This is a genomic window from Sporosarcina sp. QA0331 (genome assembly GCF_055808055.1).
Genome location: NZ_CM147850.1, coordinates 2,967,490 through 2,986,443 on the forward strand (window position 1 = coordinate 2,967,490; position 18,954 = coordinate 2,986,443).

The window sequence follows — 18,954 nt, forward strand, 5'->3', positions numbered from 1 at the left end:
GAATTTCTATAAGAATGACTATACCATATGGAAATGAACGGCAAAAGGGCCCCACTCCAAGCGGGACCCTCGCAAATTATTTTATATACAAAGTACTTGTACAGCTTACTACGAGCAGTAACATGAAAAGACTAACCATGTAACCATCCACCTTGCCGACACGAATAACCTTATAAAAGTCTTTTCTTTTTTCTCCCGTGAACCCCCTTGCTTCCATCGCAAATGCCGCCCGTTCTGCTTTCCGGACAGCCCCCGCAAGCATCGGGAAGAGAATCTTCCGCATATGTAGCAGTCGGCGGAAGACATTTCTTTCTTGTTCCGCGCCTCGGAGACGATGGGCTTGCTGGATTTGAACAAACTCATCCTTTAGGACAGGCAGGAACTGGTACCCGACCAATATGCTGTACGCGATTTTCGGTGACAGCTTCATTTGCTGCATTAAGCTTAAAATGAATGAAACTGGATTTGTCGTCAACGCGAATAACAATGACAATCCGGAAAATGCGAGTACTCGAAAACTTAAAGCCAATGCATGATTCAACTGGACTTCTGTAATGTTAATTGACCAAATTGACAAGACGACTGGTCCTGACTTATCTTCGGCAAACACGAGCGTCGTCCAAAAGTAACCGAACGCCATAATAAAAAACGGAATCATGAACAGGATCCATAGTTTCCAGTCGATTCGGCTGAACAGAAGTTGAACAATTATCACGCCTACCCACATGAGCAGCGGCGTCCACGGATTGAAAAAGAACGCCATCGTCAACATGCAAATCGTGACAACGATGAACTTTGCAGCAGGATTCATATTATGCAAAGCAGAGTTCACGTTCGACCCACCCTTTCGGCTGAAGCAAATGATGCGCAGCGACTAACTTTTCGTCCTGCCAAACTTCAGCGGCATTAAACTTCCCTGTCAAAGCTCCATTCTTCATTAATAAAATCGAATCCGCCATTAAAAAAGCAAACTCCATATCATGGGTGACGATCAAAAAGGTCGCCCCTTCCCTCGCCCGCTCGTCGATCAACCGAAACAGCTCCTCCATAGAAGCGGCATCTTGTCCCGATGTCGGCTCATCCATTAAAATGATTTCCCTGCCATCACATAGCATTGCAGCAATCGCCACTCTCCTCTTCTGCCCATGGCTTACAGCAAAAGGATGGAAATCCGCAACTGCCGCCAACTGCAACCGTTCAAGCAATTCGTCTGCAGCAGTACCGCCCCCGAAAGCAATTTCTTCCCGCACTGTTTTCGTCACGAATAAAAATTCCGGTGATTGAGGAACATATCCGACATGGGAAGGGTGCACAGTTCCATTTGCAGGAATCAATCGGCACAATGCTTTCAATAACGTTGATTTTCCACTACCATTTGGACCTGCAAGGACTGCCACTTCCCCCTTGTTTAATGTGAAGGAAACGTCTTTCAAAAAATCAGTACTAACATTATTTGCCTCCAATGACCGGTGTTCCTGTTTGCTGCTTGTCCTTTTCATCATCGGACCCGCATTTGCCATTTGCTCCAACTGAATTTCACGATCGAAAAAATCGCCCCATAAGTCAAGCCGATGCTCGATTGCCAACACCGTCAAAGACCGTTTCCGTTGCAGTTCATCTAGCCAGCTAATGAACTGTTTTGCGGTATACGGATCTAAATGGGAAATCGGTTCATCGAGAAGAAGGACTTCCGGCTCCATAATTAATGCGCATGCAGTCGCAATCCGCTGTTTTTCCCCGCCGGATAACTGTTGAATGACGGAATGACGGAACTCGATCAACCCTGTCAGCTCCAAAACGTCCTGAATCCGCCTATCCATTTCTTCGCGATCTACTTTCAAGTTTTCAAGCGTGAACGCCAGCTCTTCTTCGACAGTTAGCATGCAGAACTGTGCGTCAGGATCTTGGAAAACAGTCGCAATCCGGCGATTCACTTCACCAGGAGAATAAGACTTGCTTTCTTTATCAAATAACGTAACAGAACCCTTTACGATTCCATCACAGTTTTCTGGATACAGCCGGTTGCAAAGATAGAGCATCGTCGTTTTACCGCTTCCACTCGGCCCCGTAATGACAACCTTTTCCCCGCTTCCAACAGAGAATGATAGATCTTCAAAAATCCAATCCTCGTCATCGGGATAGCGAAAACTTACCTTCTCAAACTGGATCACTTCACGCACGGGCCTCACCTTTTTTCGCACGTGTAATGGCATATCCGCGGAGCGAACCTGTAGCAAGCAATCCATCGACGACCGCCTTGCCGCCAATCCCTGCAATCATCGCTCCGCTGAGAATCCGGATGCCAAGCATGAGCAGCACATAACCTGTACTGAAAACCGTAAAACCGCCTAAGAAATAACCATATGTGAAACTGAACACTGATGCACCGACACCCGCCAACATCAGTACCCATACATCAAATCGACGATAGCGCGTTGCTGCAAATGCCGCCTCTGCGCCTAATCCTTGGATGACACCTGCAAGAATCAATCGTGGACCGACTGCATTCCCTAACAGCACCTCGACAGCAGCGGCGATCGTTTCCGAAATGACAGCCGCGCCAGGTTTCCGAATAATATACATGCAAATGATCGACACGATGAACCAAATGCCGAAAATCCATTCATAGGCGATTGGACCAATAAACCCCGCCCAAATATTCCCGACATGCAAAAACAGCAAATAGACGATTCCGAACACAACTGAAAATAGCGACATGAGGACTACCTCTTTCAGCTTCCATGACTTCAACATGTTACAGTCCTCCGTGCGATGGACTGTTAATGCTCATCGAAACCGTCATGACCAAATGCTTATATTCTTCAGAACGTGCATTGCTGAAAGCCTCTTCATAAAATGCAAACACATTATGGATATCCCCATGGATGCCGCTCGCATAATGCATTGATTCATTGAACACGCCTTGCTCCTTCGCTCGGTCCACTTCGCGATAAATAATCTCCATATACTCTGGATTATTCATCGGATAAAGCGCAAATTGGGAAGACACATATTGCTTCGTCTCATCCGTATTCGCGATCTTCTCCCCTTTATCCAAATACACATCGCCTGACGTATCCCCTGGGCATCCTGCTGAAAAAGTTCCAGATAAAGCGATATGCTTACCCGTTTTCGCAGCATGCAGCGCGATTGCCTTTGCAACGTTGAAGACGTGGATTTGTTTTCCTCGAATGACGGTCGATACATCATCCGTATGCATCCATACATTCGACGTATCTGTCTTTTCCAGTGCTCCTTTAATTACACTTACAAAATCATCTGCCATCGGATATAACGAAAAACGAAATCCGACGATGGGACTTAATCCACATTCCATTTCCTTCAACCTCCTGAAAAATTTTCATAAAAAAAACTACATCCCGGAAGATGTAGCACTTCTCCAATATGAAAACATCGGAAAGCCACTACACTTCCCCACGCAGGAATTATCCTGATCGGGTTATAAGGGATCGGAGCTGTTGCTCGCATCTCAGCCAGTATTGGGCACCCCTAGTGCAGAAAACGGTATGTAGTTATTAGTTATGTTGCCATCAGTATAGACGAAGATTTATTTATTGTAAATGAAAACTAGCAAACTCGTACTTTCGTCTGTATTGTAACTTATCTTTCTTGCAGATACGTATAAATTCGTTAATTCACGCATAAACTCTCTATTTTGCGCATAAACCCTTGAAATAGCGCATAAACGTAATTAAGTGCGCATAAATCGCAAGAAAGACGCATAAAGCATTTTTTTCACGCATAACTCCACCAGAATGGAGCCGAAAACGCTACACTTTTCTACTCAATTTCACTTCAAATTCCGGATGTGTAACATATTCTTGGTACTCCACATTTCCGTCAAATTTGAAATACTCTTCAATGCGTGCTCGTATCGCCGGTTGTGTAATATAATCCAGCACTTCATCCTTAGGAACCCACTTGCAATCAGACGTCTCCTCCGATGTGCAAAGCTCCCCGCCGACCGGCTTGCAAGCGAAGTCGAACATCACTTTTGTCGGTACGTCCGTCACTCCGTCATACCATTTATAAATTGCAGAATTCGTATACACGCCAATCAAATGGGAAACTTCCACATCAATGCCGCTTTCCTCTTTCACTTCCCGGATGACGCCATCCATCAAGTTCTCCCCCACTTCGACTTGTCCGCCTGGAAACACCCATCCGCCGTGATGCGTTTTTACGATTAGTAAATTCCCATTATCATCTTCGACGAGTGCACCGCAAGCAACAATATGCGTTGGCATTGCCATTTTTCCCATCCCCTTTTCTCTGATAAATTATCTCACTACTCAATACTATCAATCTTCTATTAATAATGAAAGATTCTAAAAATCCACCTATCGCTTCTAAAGGCAATAGGTGGACCTTAATTGTATTAATTCATAACTTTGGAGCTATAATAGGCATCCAGTTCCTTATAATATTTATTCATGGAAGAAGCGGAAACATCGAACCACTCAGCGATTTCTTTCAACGTCATAGATAGCGGCTCGAAAAACGAATGCTCTTGGCCGAATCGGATCGCCCCAGCCGCAATCGCTGTTTCTTTACGAGCGTTCGGTTGTTGTTCCACTAAAAAGTCTTCGACTACGTCTAAAAACTTTCTAGACATGCGGTCATGTTTTTCGAGAAAATCCATTGCATCGAGCAATACGCCTGCTTCGAACTCAGTGAACTCGCCGCCTTGATATCCGTTTTGACCAAGCAACTTCCAGAAATTCATCGCATTTTCTTTTAAGAAATCGCCGACATCCTGTACTTCATAATCTGCAAATTGCTTCGCAAATTCCTTGAATACATCCGCGTGATCTGTCGGGAAGAAGATTAAGCTCGATACGGCCAAGTATTGTCCTTCTTCTCCTGTACCGTCAGGCAGCATGAAGCAGAATAAGTGGACGCCGACTGGTACCGGCTTCTCACTTTCCCGACGCAACCGGATGACTTCGTCTGTAAAGATCGATTTCACGGAAATGTAACTATCTTCAACATCGATCACTTCCCCAATGATTGCTTGCGGTTGCCGCCATGTGTCGATCACCCGCAAAACGGAAGGACGTAACTGCTTTTTCTTCTGTTTGTCCAAGTATCCAGTCCAAATGTCCAGTCGATGATGGAAAAAGAATTCATCCAACACAATCGCTTCAATCATCTCTTCTTCGGGCAAATATGTATCTAATGAACGTTTCCATTCATTCGCTAATTCCAAGTAGTCCGGGATGTCTTTCCGCTCCGGATACACATCATAAAATGTTTGCAGTATCCCTTCCAATTCTTCCATTTGAACCGTCTCAACGGTAACAGTCTCTTTCGACTGACAACATTTTTTATATTTCTTTCCACTGCCACAAGGACAAGGATCATTACGACCAATCATGTATAACACTTCCCTTAAAAAATTTACAACTCTTCTATTTTACCATTTATATGGCGTTTTCGAAACGGTTCCAATTTCTTGTTTTGATGTAGTTATTGGACCTTTAGGCCGGTTGTAGCTTAATTTTAGCATAATAAAAAGAACCAATCGCCTAGCGTTTGGCTCTTTCATCGTGGGGGACCTTAACAAAGAACGATAATTTTATGAGGTGTTGTTTGGGCTGGTATACTTCTTGTTGTAGTACTGTAGATGACGATCAAATCTCTGTTTGCGGGATTGCCATTAAAGTCTTGCCCGTTTTCGAGTACAATTTCTGTTTGCCTCGATATATTCAATTTTAAATTGCCGTCGCTGCTTATTAATTGGTTGTTGAAGAAACTCACTTTCACAAAAGTATTTGGTTGATCCTTTGCCATTACATCTGCCCGATATTGAGGAGGGTAAATTAATGGTACCGGCGCATCTGCATCATAAAACCCCGTTACAACATCTCCAACCTTTACCTTGACATGATCCACAAAATAAGTGGCAGGCTCGATAACAAAATTCACAATCGAACCGTCCCTGTCAGACAGCGAAAATAACTTATAGCAACCTAATTGCGGATCGTTTGGCGCTATTGGAAAGTCATCGATCCACATCACTCTGCCAGTAAAAGATAAAAAGTTCGTCAATTGCATACCTCCATCACGATTAGAACGTTCGATACATAGTATGCAAGTTCATTACAAAGTGATGGCTTGAAGCGAATATTTCCGTTTCTTTCGGTTTATTCAATCAACCCGTTTCTCACTCAACAATTCGCTGACCGTTCCGAGCTGATAACCTTTCGCTTTGATGTCAGCGATCATATTTCCCAATCCTTGTGCCACAGGCTCGGTAGGATGCATGAGGATCATGGTGCCGTTTTCAACTTGCGACACGACACGCCTCACCATTTCGGATGGTGCAGGTTTTTTCCAATCAACTGTATCGACCGTCCATAACACTGTTTTCATATTCAGTTCGTGTGCGACGTCGACAGTTTGCTGATTGAAGCTTCCGCTTGGCGGTGCAAACCATTTCGGCTTGAAACCGATTGTTTCCTCGATGACTGCATTCGTTTTTGAGATTTCTTCCATCGTGTCGGCTCTGGAGCGTTTCTGAAGATCGGGATGACTGTATGCATGGTTGCCGATTTCATGACCTTCATTGTAGATCATCTGTGCGAGAGCCGGATTCTTTGTCGTCCAACTGCCGTCGAAGAAAAATGTTGCCTTCACTTGATGATCATTGAGAGTTTTAAGGATTGGAGGAATAAATTCATTTCCCCAAGCAACATTAATGTTTAAAGATATCATTGGCTTCTCCGGGTTCCCTCTAAAGATTGGCTGGGGATCCAAGTCGTCCAAATGTACAGAAGGCGGTACTTCTTCGAATACGAGCTTCGTCTCATCAAATTTTCCTGCTGTTTTCATTTTTTTATAACTCGCTTGAACATCGACACGCAATCCATTGTACCCAGGTATAGCCTTCCAGACCCTGTCCACTTTTGCGTCTACCGGTTCAATTTCATGCTGCTTACTGTAGAATTTTATTTCCTCATAAAGCGCTTCGTTTTTAACGGTGCTTTTCACGTTGGAATCAATGACCATAGCATTAATTGGGATCAAAAAGCCTCCGAATGCTAGAATGAGCGTGCCAATAAGCACTAGATTTTTCATGTCTGCCAGTCCTCCGATAGAGTATATTGGCTTTAAGATTCCCGTTCTTTAAGGAACTATACGGGTCAACTTCAAATGCAAATCTTTCTCGATCAATATAATTCTATGAATAACGCTTTCCACTTCGCTGCTGCCTTTTATGACGAATAAATGATCCGCTTCGCCTTCAGAAGGATCTACAACGTCCTTCTTTAATGAGTCCGCATTTTGCCGGTCAAGCACTTGTACAAAATTGGAGGCACTCCTAAATATATTCGTGTCGCGATCACTATTCGTAACGCGCGAATGAAGGACATGATCCGGCAAATCAAAGTGTACGAGGATGCGGATAAATTTATTTTTCGGAAACAATTCCTCCAGTAAATATGCTCGACCTTGGCGACTTCGATTTGAATTGCAAATAATTAGATGGCAATCACTATGCTCCTTCGCATAATCGACAACGAGCTGGGAGATAGCGTGCTTGAGCGTATTTGGCCCTATCTTCGGCTGCAAGTTACTGTAGTATGTGTTGATGAATGCTCCGTGGTTGTCTTGATCCATCACAATGGAATTCTCGAGCTTTTGCTCTAAAGCCCGTGCAAATGTGGTTTTTCCGCTATGCGTCTTGCCAACTGTAATAACGACTAACCTTTTCATGAGTGCAGCTCCTATTCATACAATCTACGAATCAGTTTACTATACGCCCCTTTCTCATTCCTATATCTTCAGAATGAAACTGAATAAATGACTCATCCTATAAGAACCGAGGCTTGCAAAGGAGTTGAAATCAAATGAAGTATTTTCTTATAGCGCTTGGGCTTTTGATGTCGGTCTATACTTCCACGACACATTCACCCGACATCATTCTAGTCCAACAAGAAGTCCCTATATATGCCAAATGGGGATTGCTTGCAGTAAAAGAGACAAAACAAAAATATCCCGATGCAAATATCATTGACTACTTGCATATCGGGAGCGAAATCCAAGGCGATACAACAGTCGAAAAGTTCAAGCTATGGTTAAAAGACAACGATCATGAATTCGGCGTCTTCGTCACCATAACCTTCACAACAAGAACCGGCCAACTCCAAAAAATCGATTTTGAAGAAACAGATAGATAAATGCGGTAAAGGCGGTGCCTAAAAGCGGTTCCTGTGTAGCAAACTATAAACCGAATTGTCATAAATCACCTTGCACAGGCACCGGTGAAGGTGAAAATTAGTAGCCATTGACGAAGAAGGTAATTGTTTCGAGTTCTTCTTCGTTCAGCTCGTGTTCTAGGTTTTCAGCCATTTCTTGACGGATTGCGTCCTCGTTCCCTGCGTGTTTCTTGGTTAGCAATGCGCAGTTTTTCAGAAGTTGTAAAAATGAATGGAATGCCTCTTTCGTTAAAGGAGCTGGATGATGAGAGAGGAAATAAATGTCCGCTTCATATTTTTCCAATCGCTCAATAAGCTTCAGCGTTTTTTCAACGGTATAATTCCATTTTTCGGCGTACAAGTTCGCGTAGAGGCAATCCCCTACGAATAATGCCTTTTCCTCAGGAATGTAAATGACGCATGAATCGCTTGAGTGGTCGCCGCCGACGTGTTCAATTTCGCAAGTCACTCCACCTAAATGAACAGTCATTCGATTTTCGAAGACAATCGTAGGAAGTTGGACTTGGATATCCCGCTCATTTCCAAACTCTTTCTTTATCGCATCCGCACAAAACGGGATTTCCGTTCCTACCCGAACACGCTCATCTAAATCTTCGTCTTCCCAAGATAACAACTGCATTTCCTTTATTTTTCCGTACGTTTCTTTATATGAAATGCTTGGAATGGTAATGTCACGCATGCCAAAGACATGGTCCCAATGCCAATGGGTAAGGACGAGCAGATCTGCTTCCACCCCAATTTCCTTAAGCTGCTGTAAAAACAGCTTGGCGTTGTTTGATGAGTTTCCTGCATCAATAAGGATCGTCTTTTCTTCTCCAACAACCGCCCCTAATATCGGTCGGTCCGTTTCTTGGACAGGCGGCAAATAATAGACGCGTTCTGATACTTTCGTTAACTTTTGCATTTTCCTTCTCCTTACTACATCGATATATCTCTTATTGCTGCGTTTCTTTCTCCCATCGATCAATCTCAGCTCTGACGAGTGGCGCCACTTCAGTTCCCAATAATTCAATCGCCCTCATAACATCTTCATGCGGCATGGAGCCGACAGGTACGTGGAGCATGAACCGTTCAACTCCGACATTTTTACGGAGGAAGATGATCTTTTCCGCAACTGTTTCAGCGTCTCCAACATACAAAGCACCTTCCAAACTGCTTGCCGCCTCAAATGTCTCCCGCGTATACGGTCCCCATCCACGTTCCTTCCCTAACACATTCATCGCCTGCGAAGTTGAAGGGAAGAATTTATCTTTCGCCTCAGCAGTCGTTTCCCCTACAAACCCATGAGAGTGGGAAGCGATCTTCAGCTTCGAAACGTCATGCCCCGCTTGCTTTGCCGCCCGCTTATACAGATCGACAATCGGCGCAAATTGCAACGGACTGCCTCCAATGATCGCAAGAACGAGTGGCAACCCGAGAACGCCTGCGCGCACCGCTGATTGCGGAGTACCGCCACTTGCAATCCAAATCGGTAATTTGACCTGCTCAGGTCTTGGATAAACACCTAAATTAGGAATCGACGGTCGGTGTTTCCCATTCCATGTAACCTTCTCAGACTCATTAATTTTCATTAATAGCTCAAGCTTTTCATCGAATAACTCATTATAATCTTGCAAGTCGTAACCGAATAAAGGAAACGACTCAATGAACGATCCCCGTCCCGCCATAATCTCCGCGCGGCCGTTTGAAATAGCGTCTACCGTTGCGAACTGCTGATAAAGGCGTACCGGATCATCTGAAGATAAAACGGAAACGGCGCTCGTCAGTTTAATTCGGCTTGTCCGAGCGGCTGCGGCTGCAAGCAGGACTGTAGGCGACGAGCACGCATAGTCCTTCCGATGGTGTTCTCCTACGCCAAAAACGTCCAACCCGACTTTATCTGCTAATACGATTTCTTCCACGACTTCTCTTATTCGTTGTGCATGGCTGACGACTTGACCTGTTTCCACATCGGGCGTCGTTTCCACGAAAGTTGTTACACCGATTTCCATTATATTTCCTCCTATTCGAACAATCTTATATGCTTCGAATTCATTGTATACTAACTATGATTTTACGGCTGTTTAGAAGTATCCAGCTCTTTATTTACTTATCCAAATGAATTCATGCATAACTTCGAATGCAATAGAATAAGTTTGAATATATGCTTGCAAAGGAGTGATGGAGTGGCGAAATGCAAAAAATGTGGTGCGGATAATTCTAAATGTAAAAATTGCAAAAAATGTAATTGACCGTTTGGCATAGATGAATATGAAATGCCTTCGTTCCCTATTGGGGACTTTTTTTATTCCTACTCTTTTTCAATCGTCGCTGTAATTTCAACGCCATTCAATGCCTGGCCAGCAAGCCGATCCGCCTCGGCATTCGCTTTTCGTGACACCAGCTCATATTCCGGGCGAATTCCAAGCTGTTTCATTTTCGCTTCGATTCGATCTGCCCAACTGAACAAGTTCTCTTCAATGACCGGCCATTCCTCGCACAAATGATTAATGACGACACGCGAATCCCCAACAAACCGAACTGATAAATCGTGGACATTTAATAGCTCCAATTCTTGCAAGCTAAAATGTAACGCTGCATACTCCGCCTCGTTATTCGAGATAAGTTCTTCAACAGATGCGTTTCTTCTTAGGCGATATGACTTTCCATTCTGATCATAATAAATGACACAGCCTAAACCTGCCGCATTCGTTGCCAAATCGAATCCCCCGTCAAAATAAACGGTAATATTATGCGGTTCTGTTTCAATCCCTTTCAAGTAGCCCTTCATTTCCTTAATGGTCCAATAGCTGTCGAATCTATCAAGGAACTTCACGTTTTTCGCACGTCCGGTCCTATCCAAATCACCCGCAACGAGGACAGCCTCTGCCGCATTCATTTCCTCGGAACGGAAGACGGTTTCCAGGCCTTTAGGTGTTTTGTACGTCCATTCAATTGTGACGATCATCATTACCCCTCCAATTCTATTCACGCTTAGTATTCATCTATTTCCACTTCCTCATCCTCTCACGCCTATCTTGTCTGTATAATAAACGTGGATGGTGTTATGAAAGGAGAGAATAGTGTGGAATCAATTATTTTTGATATGGATGGGACATTATTTCAGACAGATAACATTTTAGAGCTTTCTCTTGATGATGCTTTCGAAAATTTGCGCGCTATGAATCAGTGGACCGAGGCGACACCTATTGATGCATACCGTGAAATTATGGGAGTCCCTTTGCCAAAAGTGTGGGAGGCTTTATTGCCAGAGCACTCTATGGAAGTGAGAGAACAAACAGACGCCTACTTCTTGGAGAGATTGATTCACAACATCAAATTGGGAAAAGGAGCATTATATCCAAATGTAAAAGAGACTTTCGAGTATCTTACCGCAAATGATTATTCGATTTACATAGCGAGTAATGGGCTAACAGCATATTTACAAGCGATTGTAGACCACTATCATTTGGATCATTGGGTTACTGAAACGTTTAGTATCCAGCAAATTAATACGCTTAATAAGAGTGATTTAGTCAAAACAATAAAAAAGAAATATAATATTCAAAAGGGCGCGGTTGTAGGCGATCGACTATCCGACATAAATGCCGCGAAAGACAACGGTTTCCTAGCGATTGGATGTAATTTTGATTTTGCCCAAGAAGAGGAACTTGCCCATGCTGATGTTGTAATAAATAATTTGATCGAATTGAAAACAGTATTGTCTAGTTGAAATCTACTAGACGTCTTAATTAATTTACAAACTCTTTACGGATAATTTACCTCCCTCTGACAATAGGCCTATTCACTTCCACTATAATGATAGTAATGACCTATCGAATGGAGAGAGGGCTGTTGATTAAGCTAAAGGAAGTTCATTTGAGAGAATTATTTTACCGCACTATAAAAAACGAAGAGATTCAAACAGTATTCCAACCAATTATTTCTTTGCAAGATGGGGATCTTCTAGGATATGAAGCGCTTAGTCGAGGGCCGTCGAATACACCTCTACAAAATCCGGAGAAACTATTTTCCTACGCGATGGAACATGACCAACTTTGGGAACTAGAGTATCTATGCCGTACAAAAGCATTAGAATCTGCTCATATACTTCAATCGGAAGGAAAACTTTTTTTAAACGTAAACCCAAATATAATGAATGACCCGCTTTTCAGACATGGGTTTACAAAAGAGTATTTAAGCAGGTTCAAGATCGATTCTGAAAAAATTGTTTTCGAAATCACTGAAAGAGAAGCGATTTCAAAGTTATCGCATTTTAAAAAGACAGTGAATCATTATAAAGAGCAACTTTATCAAATTGCAATTGACGATGTAGGATCAGGATATTCCGGCTTGAATATTGTAACCGATATTCATCCTCACTTTCTGAAGCTTGATATGAAGCTAATAAGAGAAATTGACAGCGACACAACGAAGCAGTCTCTCGTGAAAAGCTTATGTGAATTTGCGGCTCTTTCCCAAATAAGTATTATTGCAGAGGGAATCGAAACGAAAGAGGAATTATGTAAGCTTATTGAGTTAGGAGTTCGTTATGGGCAAGGTTATTTTATTCAAAAGCCTAAACCTACTCTATTGCCAATAAGAGGCGATGTAATTGAATTAATTATGATTGAAAACATGCGTAAACGTAATAACTCATTGAATCGAACAACTGATACATTTGTCGGGAATATTTCTACACCCTTGCCTACTCTTGATGTTTCTGCGTTAATAGGTGACGTGAAGTCAATGATGGATCAGGATAATTCCTTACCTGGCCGTTGTATTGTTGAACAGAATCGATTGGTTGGTGTCATTACCCGAAATCAATTGCATTTTAAAATTAGCGGTCCTTATGGATACAGTTTATATAGTGAAAGAAAAATACATGAAATCATGGATACAAATTTCTTGCAAGTGGATATGAATACACCGATTCATATGGTTGCTAAACTTGCTATGATGAGGGATCCAAACCGCTTATATGATTTCATTACGATTACGAAGGATGGACAGTATTATGGAATAGTGACGGTTAAGGAATTATTGGAAAAGACGATGGAAATCGAGATAAATGTTGCGAAACATATGAACCCGTTAACCGAGTTGCCTGGGAATGTATTAATTGAACAACAGCTGCAGCATTGTATCGATTCAACGGAAAGTTACGGGATTCTCTATTTAGATCTTGATAATTTCAAGCCTTATAATGATGTATAGGTTTTGAAAAAGGTGATCAAGTGCTTCTGCAGCTTGCCCATATTTTAAAAGAAGTCGTGTCTCCGAATGATTTTATTGGACATATTGGCGGCGATGATTTTATAGTAGTCGCAGCGTCAGAAAAATGTGTTACATATAGTGAACAAATTATTGATCGGTTCGATGCATCGATAACTCATTTTTACACGGAGAATGATGTAAAGACTGGGTGGATTGCTTCTAAAAATAGACATGGTAAAGATGAATTGTTTCCATTATTGACAGTTTCAATCGCCGTGATTTTTAATCAGTATTTTCAATCTACATATGAGTTAGCGAAGGAAGGCAGTAAAGTAAAAAAACAATGCAAGCAATTAGTAGGAAGCAATTATTTACTTTCGAAAGACTAATGAGTATGTGTATCCCCCATATTACCAAAAACCGATTCCCTATTATTAGAGAATCGGTTTCGTTTGTTTCTTTCATCTTACATGCTCATTTCCTTTGTTGGACCCATGACCGGAGGGACAGTCAAGCCTGCTTGACGAAGAAGAACCGTCATTTGTCCGCGGTGGTGCGTTTGGTGATCAATTAATCCACGCAATAGCTTTCCACGTTGCGTTTGCCCTGTAAAGCTCGTTACATCACCAAGCAAGTCTTCGTCGGTAAGCTTCGCTGCTTCTTCCTTAATAGCTTCTGCAATTGCCTCGTACGCATCAGAAATTTCTTTTGCAATTGTTGGCTGCCGATCATTCGGGCCAGGTCCCTGAACGTTAAATCCTGCAAAGTGGCCAAATGCACCTGCCGCTCCGACTAAATGCCACGCTAACCAGCCAAGCGTGCTATGACCTGCTATGATGGATTGATTAAGCTTCTCATCCGTAATTGCTTTGATCACATTGGCGGTCCCTTCGGATGCAATCGTCCATTCTTCTATAAAATCCTCTACTTTACGGTACATAACCGATTCACCTCTTAAGAAAATATTCGTGCGATACAATGTAATGATAGCAAACAGGTGTATATACAGCCAATTATTCAGACTTGCCACTTGTGTTAACTTTTCTTTAAGATCAATTGTTTTTATGAGTAGACTTCCTGAATCGTCATGGGTATGTCTTGTACCGACTCACTTCACCGAATCCCATTTCTCTTGAAATTCACGCAGTAGTCGTTCCATATATTCCTCACTCGGCACATGCTGCAGAATTTCCTCTTGCCGATATATTTTGCCACCTTTGATAATACGATGAATTTCTTTTGTATGTTTAATATCCTCGAGTGGGTTCTTATTTAAGATGACAAGGTCGGCGGTATTTTCCTCTTTTATTGCACCGATCTCCTTCATGTCAATCGATCGCGCAGCATTTATTGTTGCCGCCTGCAATGTTTCCATTTCGGACAATCCCATTTCTACGAACAATTCCAGTTCCCTATGCAGCGCCATACCAGGGAAGGTCCAAATAAGCGCCGGTGAATCCGTTCCTGTCACTACGGTTCCCCCCAGATCCAAATACGTTTTAGCCACCATTTTTGCAAACTTGTTAAGCTTGCCAAATTGCTGCTTAAGATCTTCTGAAAGCTCGGATATATTCTTCCATTGATCCAAGAGGCCATTATTCTTTTCAAGGGATTCCGTTATCCTGTTTTTCGGATCCCAAAAATCAGGGTATAGATCCACTTGATCATTGATAATGAGTGTTGGACACAGCTTCACATTATAGTGAAGCATTTGTTCACAAAGCTCTTTAATCTTCTTCTCATCAGGTCTATCCCAATTAATGTGGCTCCATTCCGTTTGATCGACCGCTGGATACCATCCCGGATATAGAGTCTGTGCAAATCCAGATGCGTGTTCAAACCAAGTGACGCCCATCTGGGCAGCATCTAATGCATTCACGTCTTTTGAATGGATCAAATCGCAGCTGACTTCCACTCCGAATTTTTTTGCCTCGTCAACTGCCGCTTGCATCACTTCCCTGCTCGCCCACCCATAAACTTTAATGAATTTTGCTCCAACGTTAATCTGTCTTCTAACTTCCTTTCTTGCTTCCTCCGGATCATCGGTTACAAGATTTCCAAAGCTTGTCGGCCCCCATTGTCCCGGTTTTCCGTCAATCATTCGATCTGCAGAATATACAGTAGGCGTTGGGGCATCGATTGGTGCATTTACCAAGTTTTCAATCATATATATGTTCCCTGCTGTATTCCGTACCGTCGTAACTCCCGACGCCAAAAAATGTGGTGCATACTTCTCCTGAATATGACAATGCATATCTAATAACCCTGGGATAATATATTTTCCTTTCGCGTCAATTACAGGAATATCTTTCGACCAAGCTTCATTCGACTTGAAAATTCTACTAATAATGCTTTTATTAATTTCAATTGAACCCATAAATGACGTCCCATTTTCGACATCGATAATTGTTCCGTTTGCAATGATATAATTGGTTGCATCAACCATAACTTTATCCCCCTCAGTGCGTTTTACTTTAACTGCCTTTATTGTATAGTGAATATTGAAAAGCCTTTTATTAATTATCATATAGTGGAATTAGTGGAGACTGGGGTAGATTATATGGAAAATTATGGTGAAACAATGCGACGAATTCGAAAGCAAAAGGGGTTAACTTTAAAGGAGCTCGCTGAAGGAGTTTGCTCAGTTTCATTTCTATCAAAATTTGAACGTGGCGATTCGGACATCACCCTCAATCTTTTCACTGGGATTTTGGATAAATTAATGGTAAGTGCCGATGAGTTTTTATACATACATAATGATTATCAACTTGACAGACTCGAACAGTTTTTTATAAATGTACGTACAGCTTACTATGATCGAGATTCCGACACATTAAAGTCATTAAAAGATCGGGAAATGAAAAAATGGCAGCAAGTAGAGGTGAAAACGTATTACTATAACGTCTTGTTGATTCAAGTTTATGAAAAGATCGTTGAGAAGAGGGCCATTGATGAGGATGTGAATCAAAAGGATATTGCTCTCTTATCCGATTATTTGTTTCACATTGAAGTGTGGGGCCATTATGAATTCATGCTTTATAATTCAACGATGCTACTTCTTCCGTCTGAATTGGTCGTGCAGCTTTCTCGAACAGCATATGAAAAAAGCTTCCGTTACCATAACTATAAAAAGGCGAACGACGTCATTATTTCAATCTTGATGAATACTATTAGTTATTTATTGGGACCTGTTAACCATTATGATAAACAAATAAAATTCCAAGCAGAAATAAATGAATTTTTCTCTTATCTAGAAACCATTACCCTGTCTGAAAATCATTTATTCGAGCGGGTGAATTTACTTCATTTACATGGAGCGTTCGATTTAAAAGTAGGCAATAAAGAGAATGGAGTTGCCAAAATTCAACAGGCCATTCACATCCTGAACGAATTAGGTTCTGTTCGCCATGCAAATAGGATTGAACTGTATTTGCTGCAAATCTTAGAGCATATTGAATAAGTTTTTTGTGGAGGTGTTTTTTATATTTATGAAAAAACTTTTGGGTTATTCATTATCCTTTTCACATTAATACTTGCCTCTTGTGAGGGGTATCAACTTCCTTCGCCATGTATTCAAAAAAAGGAGATAATCTTCGGGTTTTAGAAGACAGTCAGCATTAGTGGCTGGGAAAGGGTAATGTTTAGTGTAATCCTCCCCCAACAATCGGGCGCGTTTGCGGAATAAAGGATAGGACAAGAAAAAATGCACAGGCATAATAACCTGAGCATTTTTTCTTGCTTTTTATACTGTTAATTTGGATGCGAATCATACGCTAATTCAGTTGCTAATTGAACCCGTTAAGTCAATATCAAAGCCTTTACCTTTTGACGCTGCCAGATACGAGGATGGATCCTAAAATTACGATGATGGCTCCTACGATAAATTGTAAATTGACGGGCGTACCGATAAATACAATTTCAGTTGCGATCGCCCAAAATACATACGTATTGTTTAATGATTGTCCCCTTGCAGCTCCGATCAAATCAATTGAAGAGTAGTATAAGGAATAGTTGGCGGTTCCTAATAGCCCCGCGATAATGATGACCCATACAATACTGGAGGTCGCCGCCTCGAATACTAAAGGATAGCCATGCAGCAATGGTACGAGTATGATTCCATAACTGAGAGCTGAAGTAATTTGTCTAATATTAATTGCATATAGAGGGATGACTTCTTTGCCTCTCATTCCCCATGCACCAATGACACCTTCAAGTCCCCAAAAGATGGCTGCTCCTAAAGAAAACAAAATTCCTATGAAGAAATTGCTTTCGGCATCAAACTTTGTAGGCACATATGCTAGTATAATGACCCCGATAATACTCAGAACAACACCGGACCACGTTTTTTTGTTCATTTTTTCCTTTAAAAAGAAGTATGCGAGCACGGCTCCTATGCCAGGAAATATAGATGCAATACTTGCTGCGTACGTTACTCCGGCATTTTGGATTCCAAGAAAATAAAAACTCATTGCCAGTGGTCCCCCCGACAATGCACCTAATACTAAAATAGCACCGCTCTTCGTCGGAAAAACCTTTAAGACATTAATAAATTCACCCTTAATTATCATAAATAACGAAATCCAAATTGAAGAGAAAAAGTCATGCATGAATGCGGCTATAATCGGAGCAAGCATTACGGCCTCTTTAAATGGCGTGCTCGCTATAATAATGCCAATGATTACTGTATCGACACCCCATGCAATAGCGGAAGTGGCCCCTAAGCCTATTCCCTTCCTGACTTCTTTAGCACTTTTTTTTGTCATCAACTTTACCTCTTCTCAGGAATTCATAACGTCAACCCACTCATTATTAATTTGTCATTCGAAGAGGATATTATACTCCCTTATTTCAGGTACCTGTGTAGCTAACTATTGAGTTTACTCAATACCATTGCATAACAAAAGAAAACCAATCGATTCAATGATCAATTGGTTTACTCACTAATTTTTATACGAAAGTTTGAATTGTCATTAATGCGCCTTGCACAGGCACCGAATAAGAGGCACCGCTGAGTCTAACTTTGCTGCTTGAAAAGTTTTGAGAGTGCGGAGAAGAGCCCTTTCTTTTCACTTTTGCTATTTTGTGGATTTGGAGCAGGAATTTCCTTTTTAACGTAAATCTCCTCTTTGTTAATGGCATTGTCATATGCGAGGAGAAGTCCTATTTCGGAATTGTGTTTTTGGTTAGTGACAAAAGTGTAATTCACATCATATTTGGATGCGATTTTCGTATATTTTGATAGCACGCCATAATTAATATTTCCGTTTAAATATAGACGAGCTTTTTTATTTTCTTTTATGGCATCTTCGACTTGTTTATAAATGCCTTGTTCTTTCACTTGTTCTTGTGTAAGCGCAATGACGATCCGCTCGCGAATTGTTCCAAGGAATTTCCGACGTTCGTCTGGCTTTGTTTGTCTAGTGCCATACATTCCTTGTTGAATATAATCATCAATATTGCCTGACATCGAAAACACCCCCTTTTTGAATGTCCATGTCATATTAATATGCAC

General features: G+C 41.8%; 21 protein-coding genes and 1 riboswitch. Of the genes, 5 read left to right on the top strand and 16 right to left on the bottom strand.

The features are described 5' to 3' along the window. Positions 1-76: 76 nt before the first annotated feature. From AC0L13_RS15125 to AC0L13_RS15165, 9 genes are all read right to left on the bottom strand, one after another. Positions 77-832: an energy-coupling factor transporter transmembrane component T family protein gene (locus tag AC0L13_RS15125; RefSeq protein WP_473640992.1), complete on the bottom strand. Its 756-nt coding sequence runs from the start codon at positions 830-832 to the stop codon at positions 77-79. Continuing rightward, positions 813-2,180, bottom strand: coding sequence for an ABC transporter ATP-binding protein (locus AC0L13_RS15130; RefSeq protein ID WP_473640994.1), 1,368 nt, complete (start codon positions 2,178-2,180; stop codon positions 813-815). The genes AC0L13_RS15125 and AC0L13_RS15130 overlap by 20 nt, the downstream gene beginning before the upstream one ends. Beyond that, on the bottom strand, positions 2,173-2,754 hold the full coding sequence (locus AC0L13_RS15135; protein ID WP_473640996.1) for an ECF transporter S component: 582 nt from the start codon (positions 2,752-2,754) through the stop codon (positions 2,173-2,175). The genes AC0L13_RS15130 and AC0L13_RS15135 overlap by 8 nt, the downstream gene beginning before the upstream one ends. Before the next feature lies 1 nt (position 2,755). Continuing rightward, complete coding sequence (locus tag AC0L13_RS15140) at positions 2,756-3,337, bottom strand: YkoF family thiamine/hydroxymethylpyrimidine-binding protein (protein WP_473640997.1); 582 nt, start codon at positions 3,335-3,337, stop codon at positions 2,756-2,758. 78 nt (positions 3,338-3,415) lie between these two features. Next, positions 3,416-3,522, bottom strand: a riboswitch (TPP riboswitch). A 269-nt stretch (positions 3,523-3,791) separates the two neighbouring features. After that, positions 3,792-4,274 carry an NUDIX hydrolase gene (locus AC0L13_RS15145; protein ID WP_473641000.1) on the bottom strand — a complete coding sequence of 161 codons (483 nt, stop codon included), beginning with the start codon at positions 4,272-4,274 and terminating at the stop codon, positions 3,792-3,794. A 125-nt stretch (positions 4,275-4,399) separates the two neighbouring features. Next, complete coding sequence (locus AC0L13_RS15150; RefSeq protein WP_473641002.1) at positions 4,400-5,398, bottom strand: YecA family protein; 999 nt, start codon at positions 5,396-5,398, stop codon at positions 4,400-4,402. A gap of 182 nt (positions 5,399-5,580) precedes the next feature. After that, positions 5,581-6,072, bottom strand: a complete 492-nt coding sequence (locus AC0L13_RS15155) for a hypothetical protein (protein ID WP_473641004.1) — start codon at positions 6,070-6,072, stop codon at positions 5,581-5,583. 99 nt (positions 6,073-6,171) lie between these two features. Continuing rightward, positions 6,172-7,101, bottom strand: coding sequence for a polysaccharide deacetylase family protein (locus tag AC0L13_RS15160; RefSeq protein WP_473641005.1), 930 nt, complete (start codon positions 7,099-7,101; stop codon positions 6,172-6,174). A gap of 48 nt (positions 7,102-7,149) precedes the next feature. Further along, the gene (locus AC0L13_RS15165; protein ID WP_473641007.1) at positions 7,150-7,740 is read right to left on the bottom strand and encodes an ATP-binding protein; all 591 of its coding nucleotides are present in this window, start codon (positions 7,738-7,740) and stop codon (positions 7,150-7,152) included. A gap of 134 nt (positions 7,741-7,874) precedes the next feature. Here AC0L13_RS15165 and AC0L13_RS15170 point away from each other — a divergent pair, with 134 nt between their 5' ends. Continuing rightward, positions 7,875-8,204 carry a DUF3889 domain-containing protein gene (locus AC0L13_RS15170; RefSeq protein ID WP_473641009.1) on the top strand — a complete coding sequence of 110 codons (330 nt, stop codon included), beginning with the start codon at positions 7,875-7,877 and terminating at the stop codon, positions 8,202-8,204. Positions 8,205-8,301: 97 nt separating this feature from the next. Here the strand turns inward: AC0L13_RS15170 and AC0L13_RS15175 are convergent, their stop codons facing one another. The 3 genes from AC0L13_RS15175 to AC0L13_RS15185 all read right to left on the bottom strand — a co-directional run bounded on the left by AC0L13_RS15175 (position 8,302) and on the right by AC0L13_RS15185 (position 11,190). Then, positions 8,302-9,147 (bottom strand): MBL fold metallo-hydrolase, encoded by an 846-nt coding sequence (locus tag AC0L13_RS15175; RefSeq protein WP_473641011.1) that lies wholly within the window; start codon positions 9,145-9,147, stop codon positions 8,302-8,304. 31 nt (positions 9,148-9,178) lie between these two features. Then, on the bottom strand, positions 9,179-10,234 hold the full coding sequence (locus AC0L13_RS15180) for an LLM class flavin-dependent oxidoreductase (RefSeq protein ID WP_473641013.1): 1,056 nt from the start codon (positions 10,232-10,234) through the stop codon (positions 9,179-9,181). A 299-nt stretch (positions 10,235-10,533) separates the two neighbouring features. Further along, the gene (locus AC0L13_RS15185) at positions 10,534-11,190 is read right to left on the bottom strand and encodes a reverse transcriptase-like protein (protein WP_473641015.1); all 657 of its coding nucleotides are present in this window, start codon (positions 11,188-11,190) and stop codon (positions 10,534-10,536) included. Between the two features lie 99 nt (positions 11,191-11,289). Between AC0L13_RS15185 and AC0L13_RS15190 the strand changes: the two genes are divergently transcribed. The 3 genes from AC0L13_RS15190 to AC0L13_RS15200 all read left to right on the top strand — a co-directional run bounded on the left by AC0L13_RS15190 (position 11,290) and on the right by AC0L13_RS15200 (position 13,831). Then, positions 11,290-11,955, top strand: coding sequence for an HAD family hydrolase (locus AC0L13_RS15190; protein WP_473641018.1), 666 nt, complete (start codon positions 11,290-11,292; stop codon positions 11,953-11,955). Positions 11,956-12,077: 122 nt separating this feature from the next. Further along, positions 12,078-13,442 (top strand): EAL domain-containing protein, encoded by a 1,365-nt coding sequence (locus AC0L13_RS15195; protein ID WP_473641020.1) that lies wholly within the window; start codon positions 12,078-12,080, stop codon positions 13,440-13,442. Next, on the top strand, positions 13,439-13,831 hold the full coding sequence (locus AC0L13_RS15200) for a diguanylate cyclase domain-containing protein (protein ID WP_473647043.1): 393 nt from the start codon (positions 13,439-13,441) through the stop codon (positions 13,829-13,831). Before AC0L13_RS15195 ends, AC0L13_RS15200 begins: the two co-directional genes overlap by 4 nt. 77 nt (positions 13,832-13,908) lie before the next feature. Here AC0L13_RS15200 and AC0L13_RS15205 read toward each other — a convergent pair whose 3' ends face one another. Both AC0L13_RS15205 and AC0L13_RS15210 read right to left on the bottom strand, forming a co-directional pair. Further along, complete coding sequence (locus AC0L13_RS15205; RefSeq protein WP_473641023.1) at positions 13,909-14,382, bottom strand: DinB family protein; 474 nt, start codon at positions 14,380-14,382, stop codon at positions 13,909-13,911. A gap of 168 nt (positions 14,383-14,550) precedes the next feature. Then, a complete protein-coding gene (locus tag AC0L13_RS15210) occupies positions 14,551-15,888 on the bottom strand; it encodes an amidohydrolase family protein (protein ID WP_473641025.1) in 1,338 nt (445 codons plus the stop codon). Between the two features lie 114 nt (positions 15,889-16,002). Between AC0L13_RS15210 and AC0L13_RS15215 the strand changes: the two genes are divergently transcribed. After that, positions 16,003-16,902 carry a helix-turn-helix domain-containing protein gene (locus AC0L13_RS15215; protein ID WP_473641028.1) on the top strand — a complete coding sequence of 300 codons (900 nt, stop codon included), beginning with the start codon at positions 16,003-16,005 and terminating at the stop codon, positions 16,900-16,902. Between the two features lie 358 nt (positions 16,903-17,260). Here AC0L13_RS15215 and AC0L13_RS15220 read toward each other — a convergent pair whose 3' ends face one another. Beyond that, a complete protein-coding gene (locus AC0L13_RS15220; protein WP_473641030.1) occupies positions 17,261-18,205 on the bottom strand; it encodes a DMT family transporter in 945 nt (314 codons plus the stop codon). Positions 18,206-18,456: 251 nt separating this feature from the next. Further along, on the bottom strand, positions 18,457-18,909 hold the full coding sequence (locus AC0L13_RS15225; protein ID WP_473641033.1) for a YueI family protein: 453 nt from the start codon (positions 18,907-18,909) through the stop codon (positions 18,457-18,459). Between the last annotated feature and the right edge of the window lie 45 nt (positions 18,910-18,954).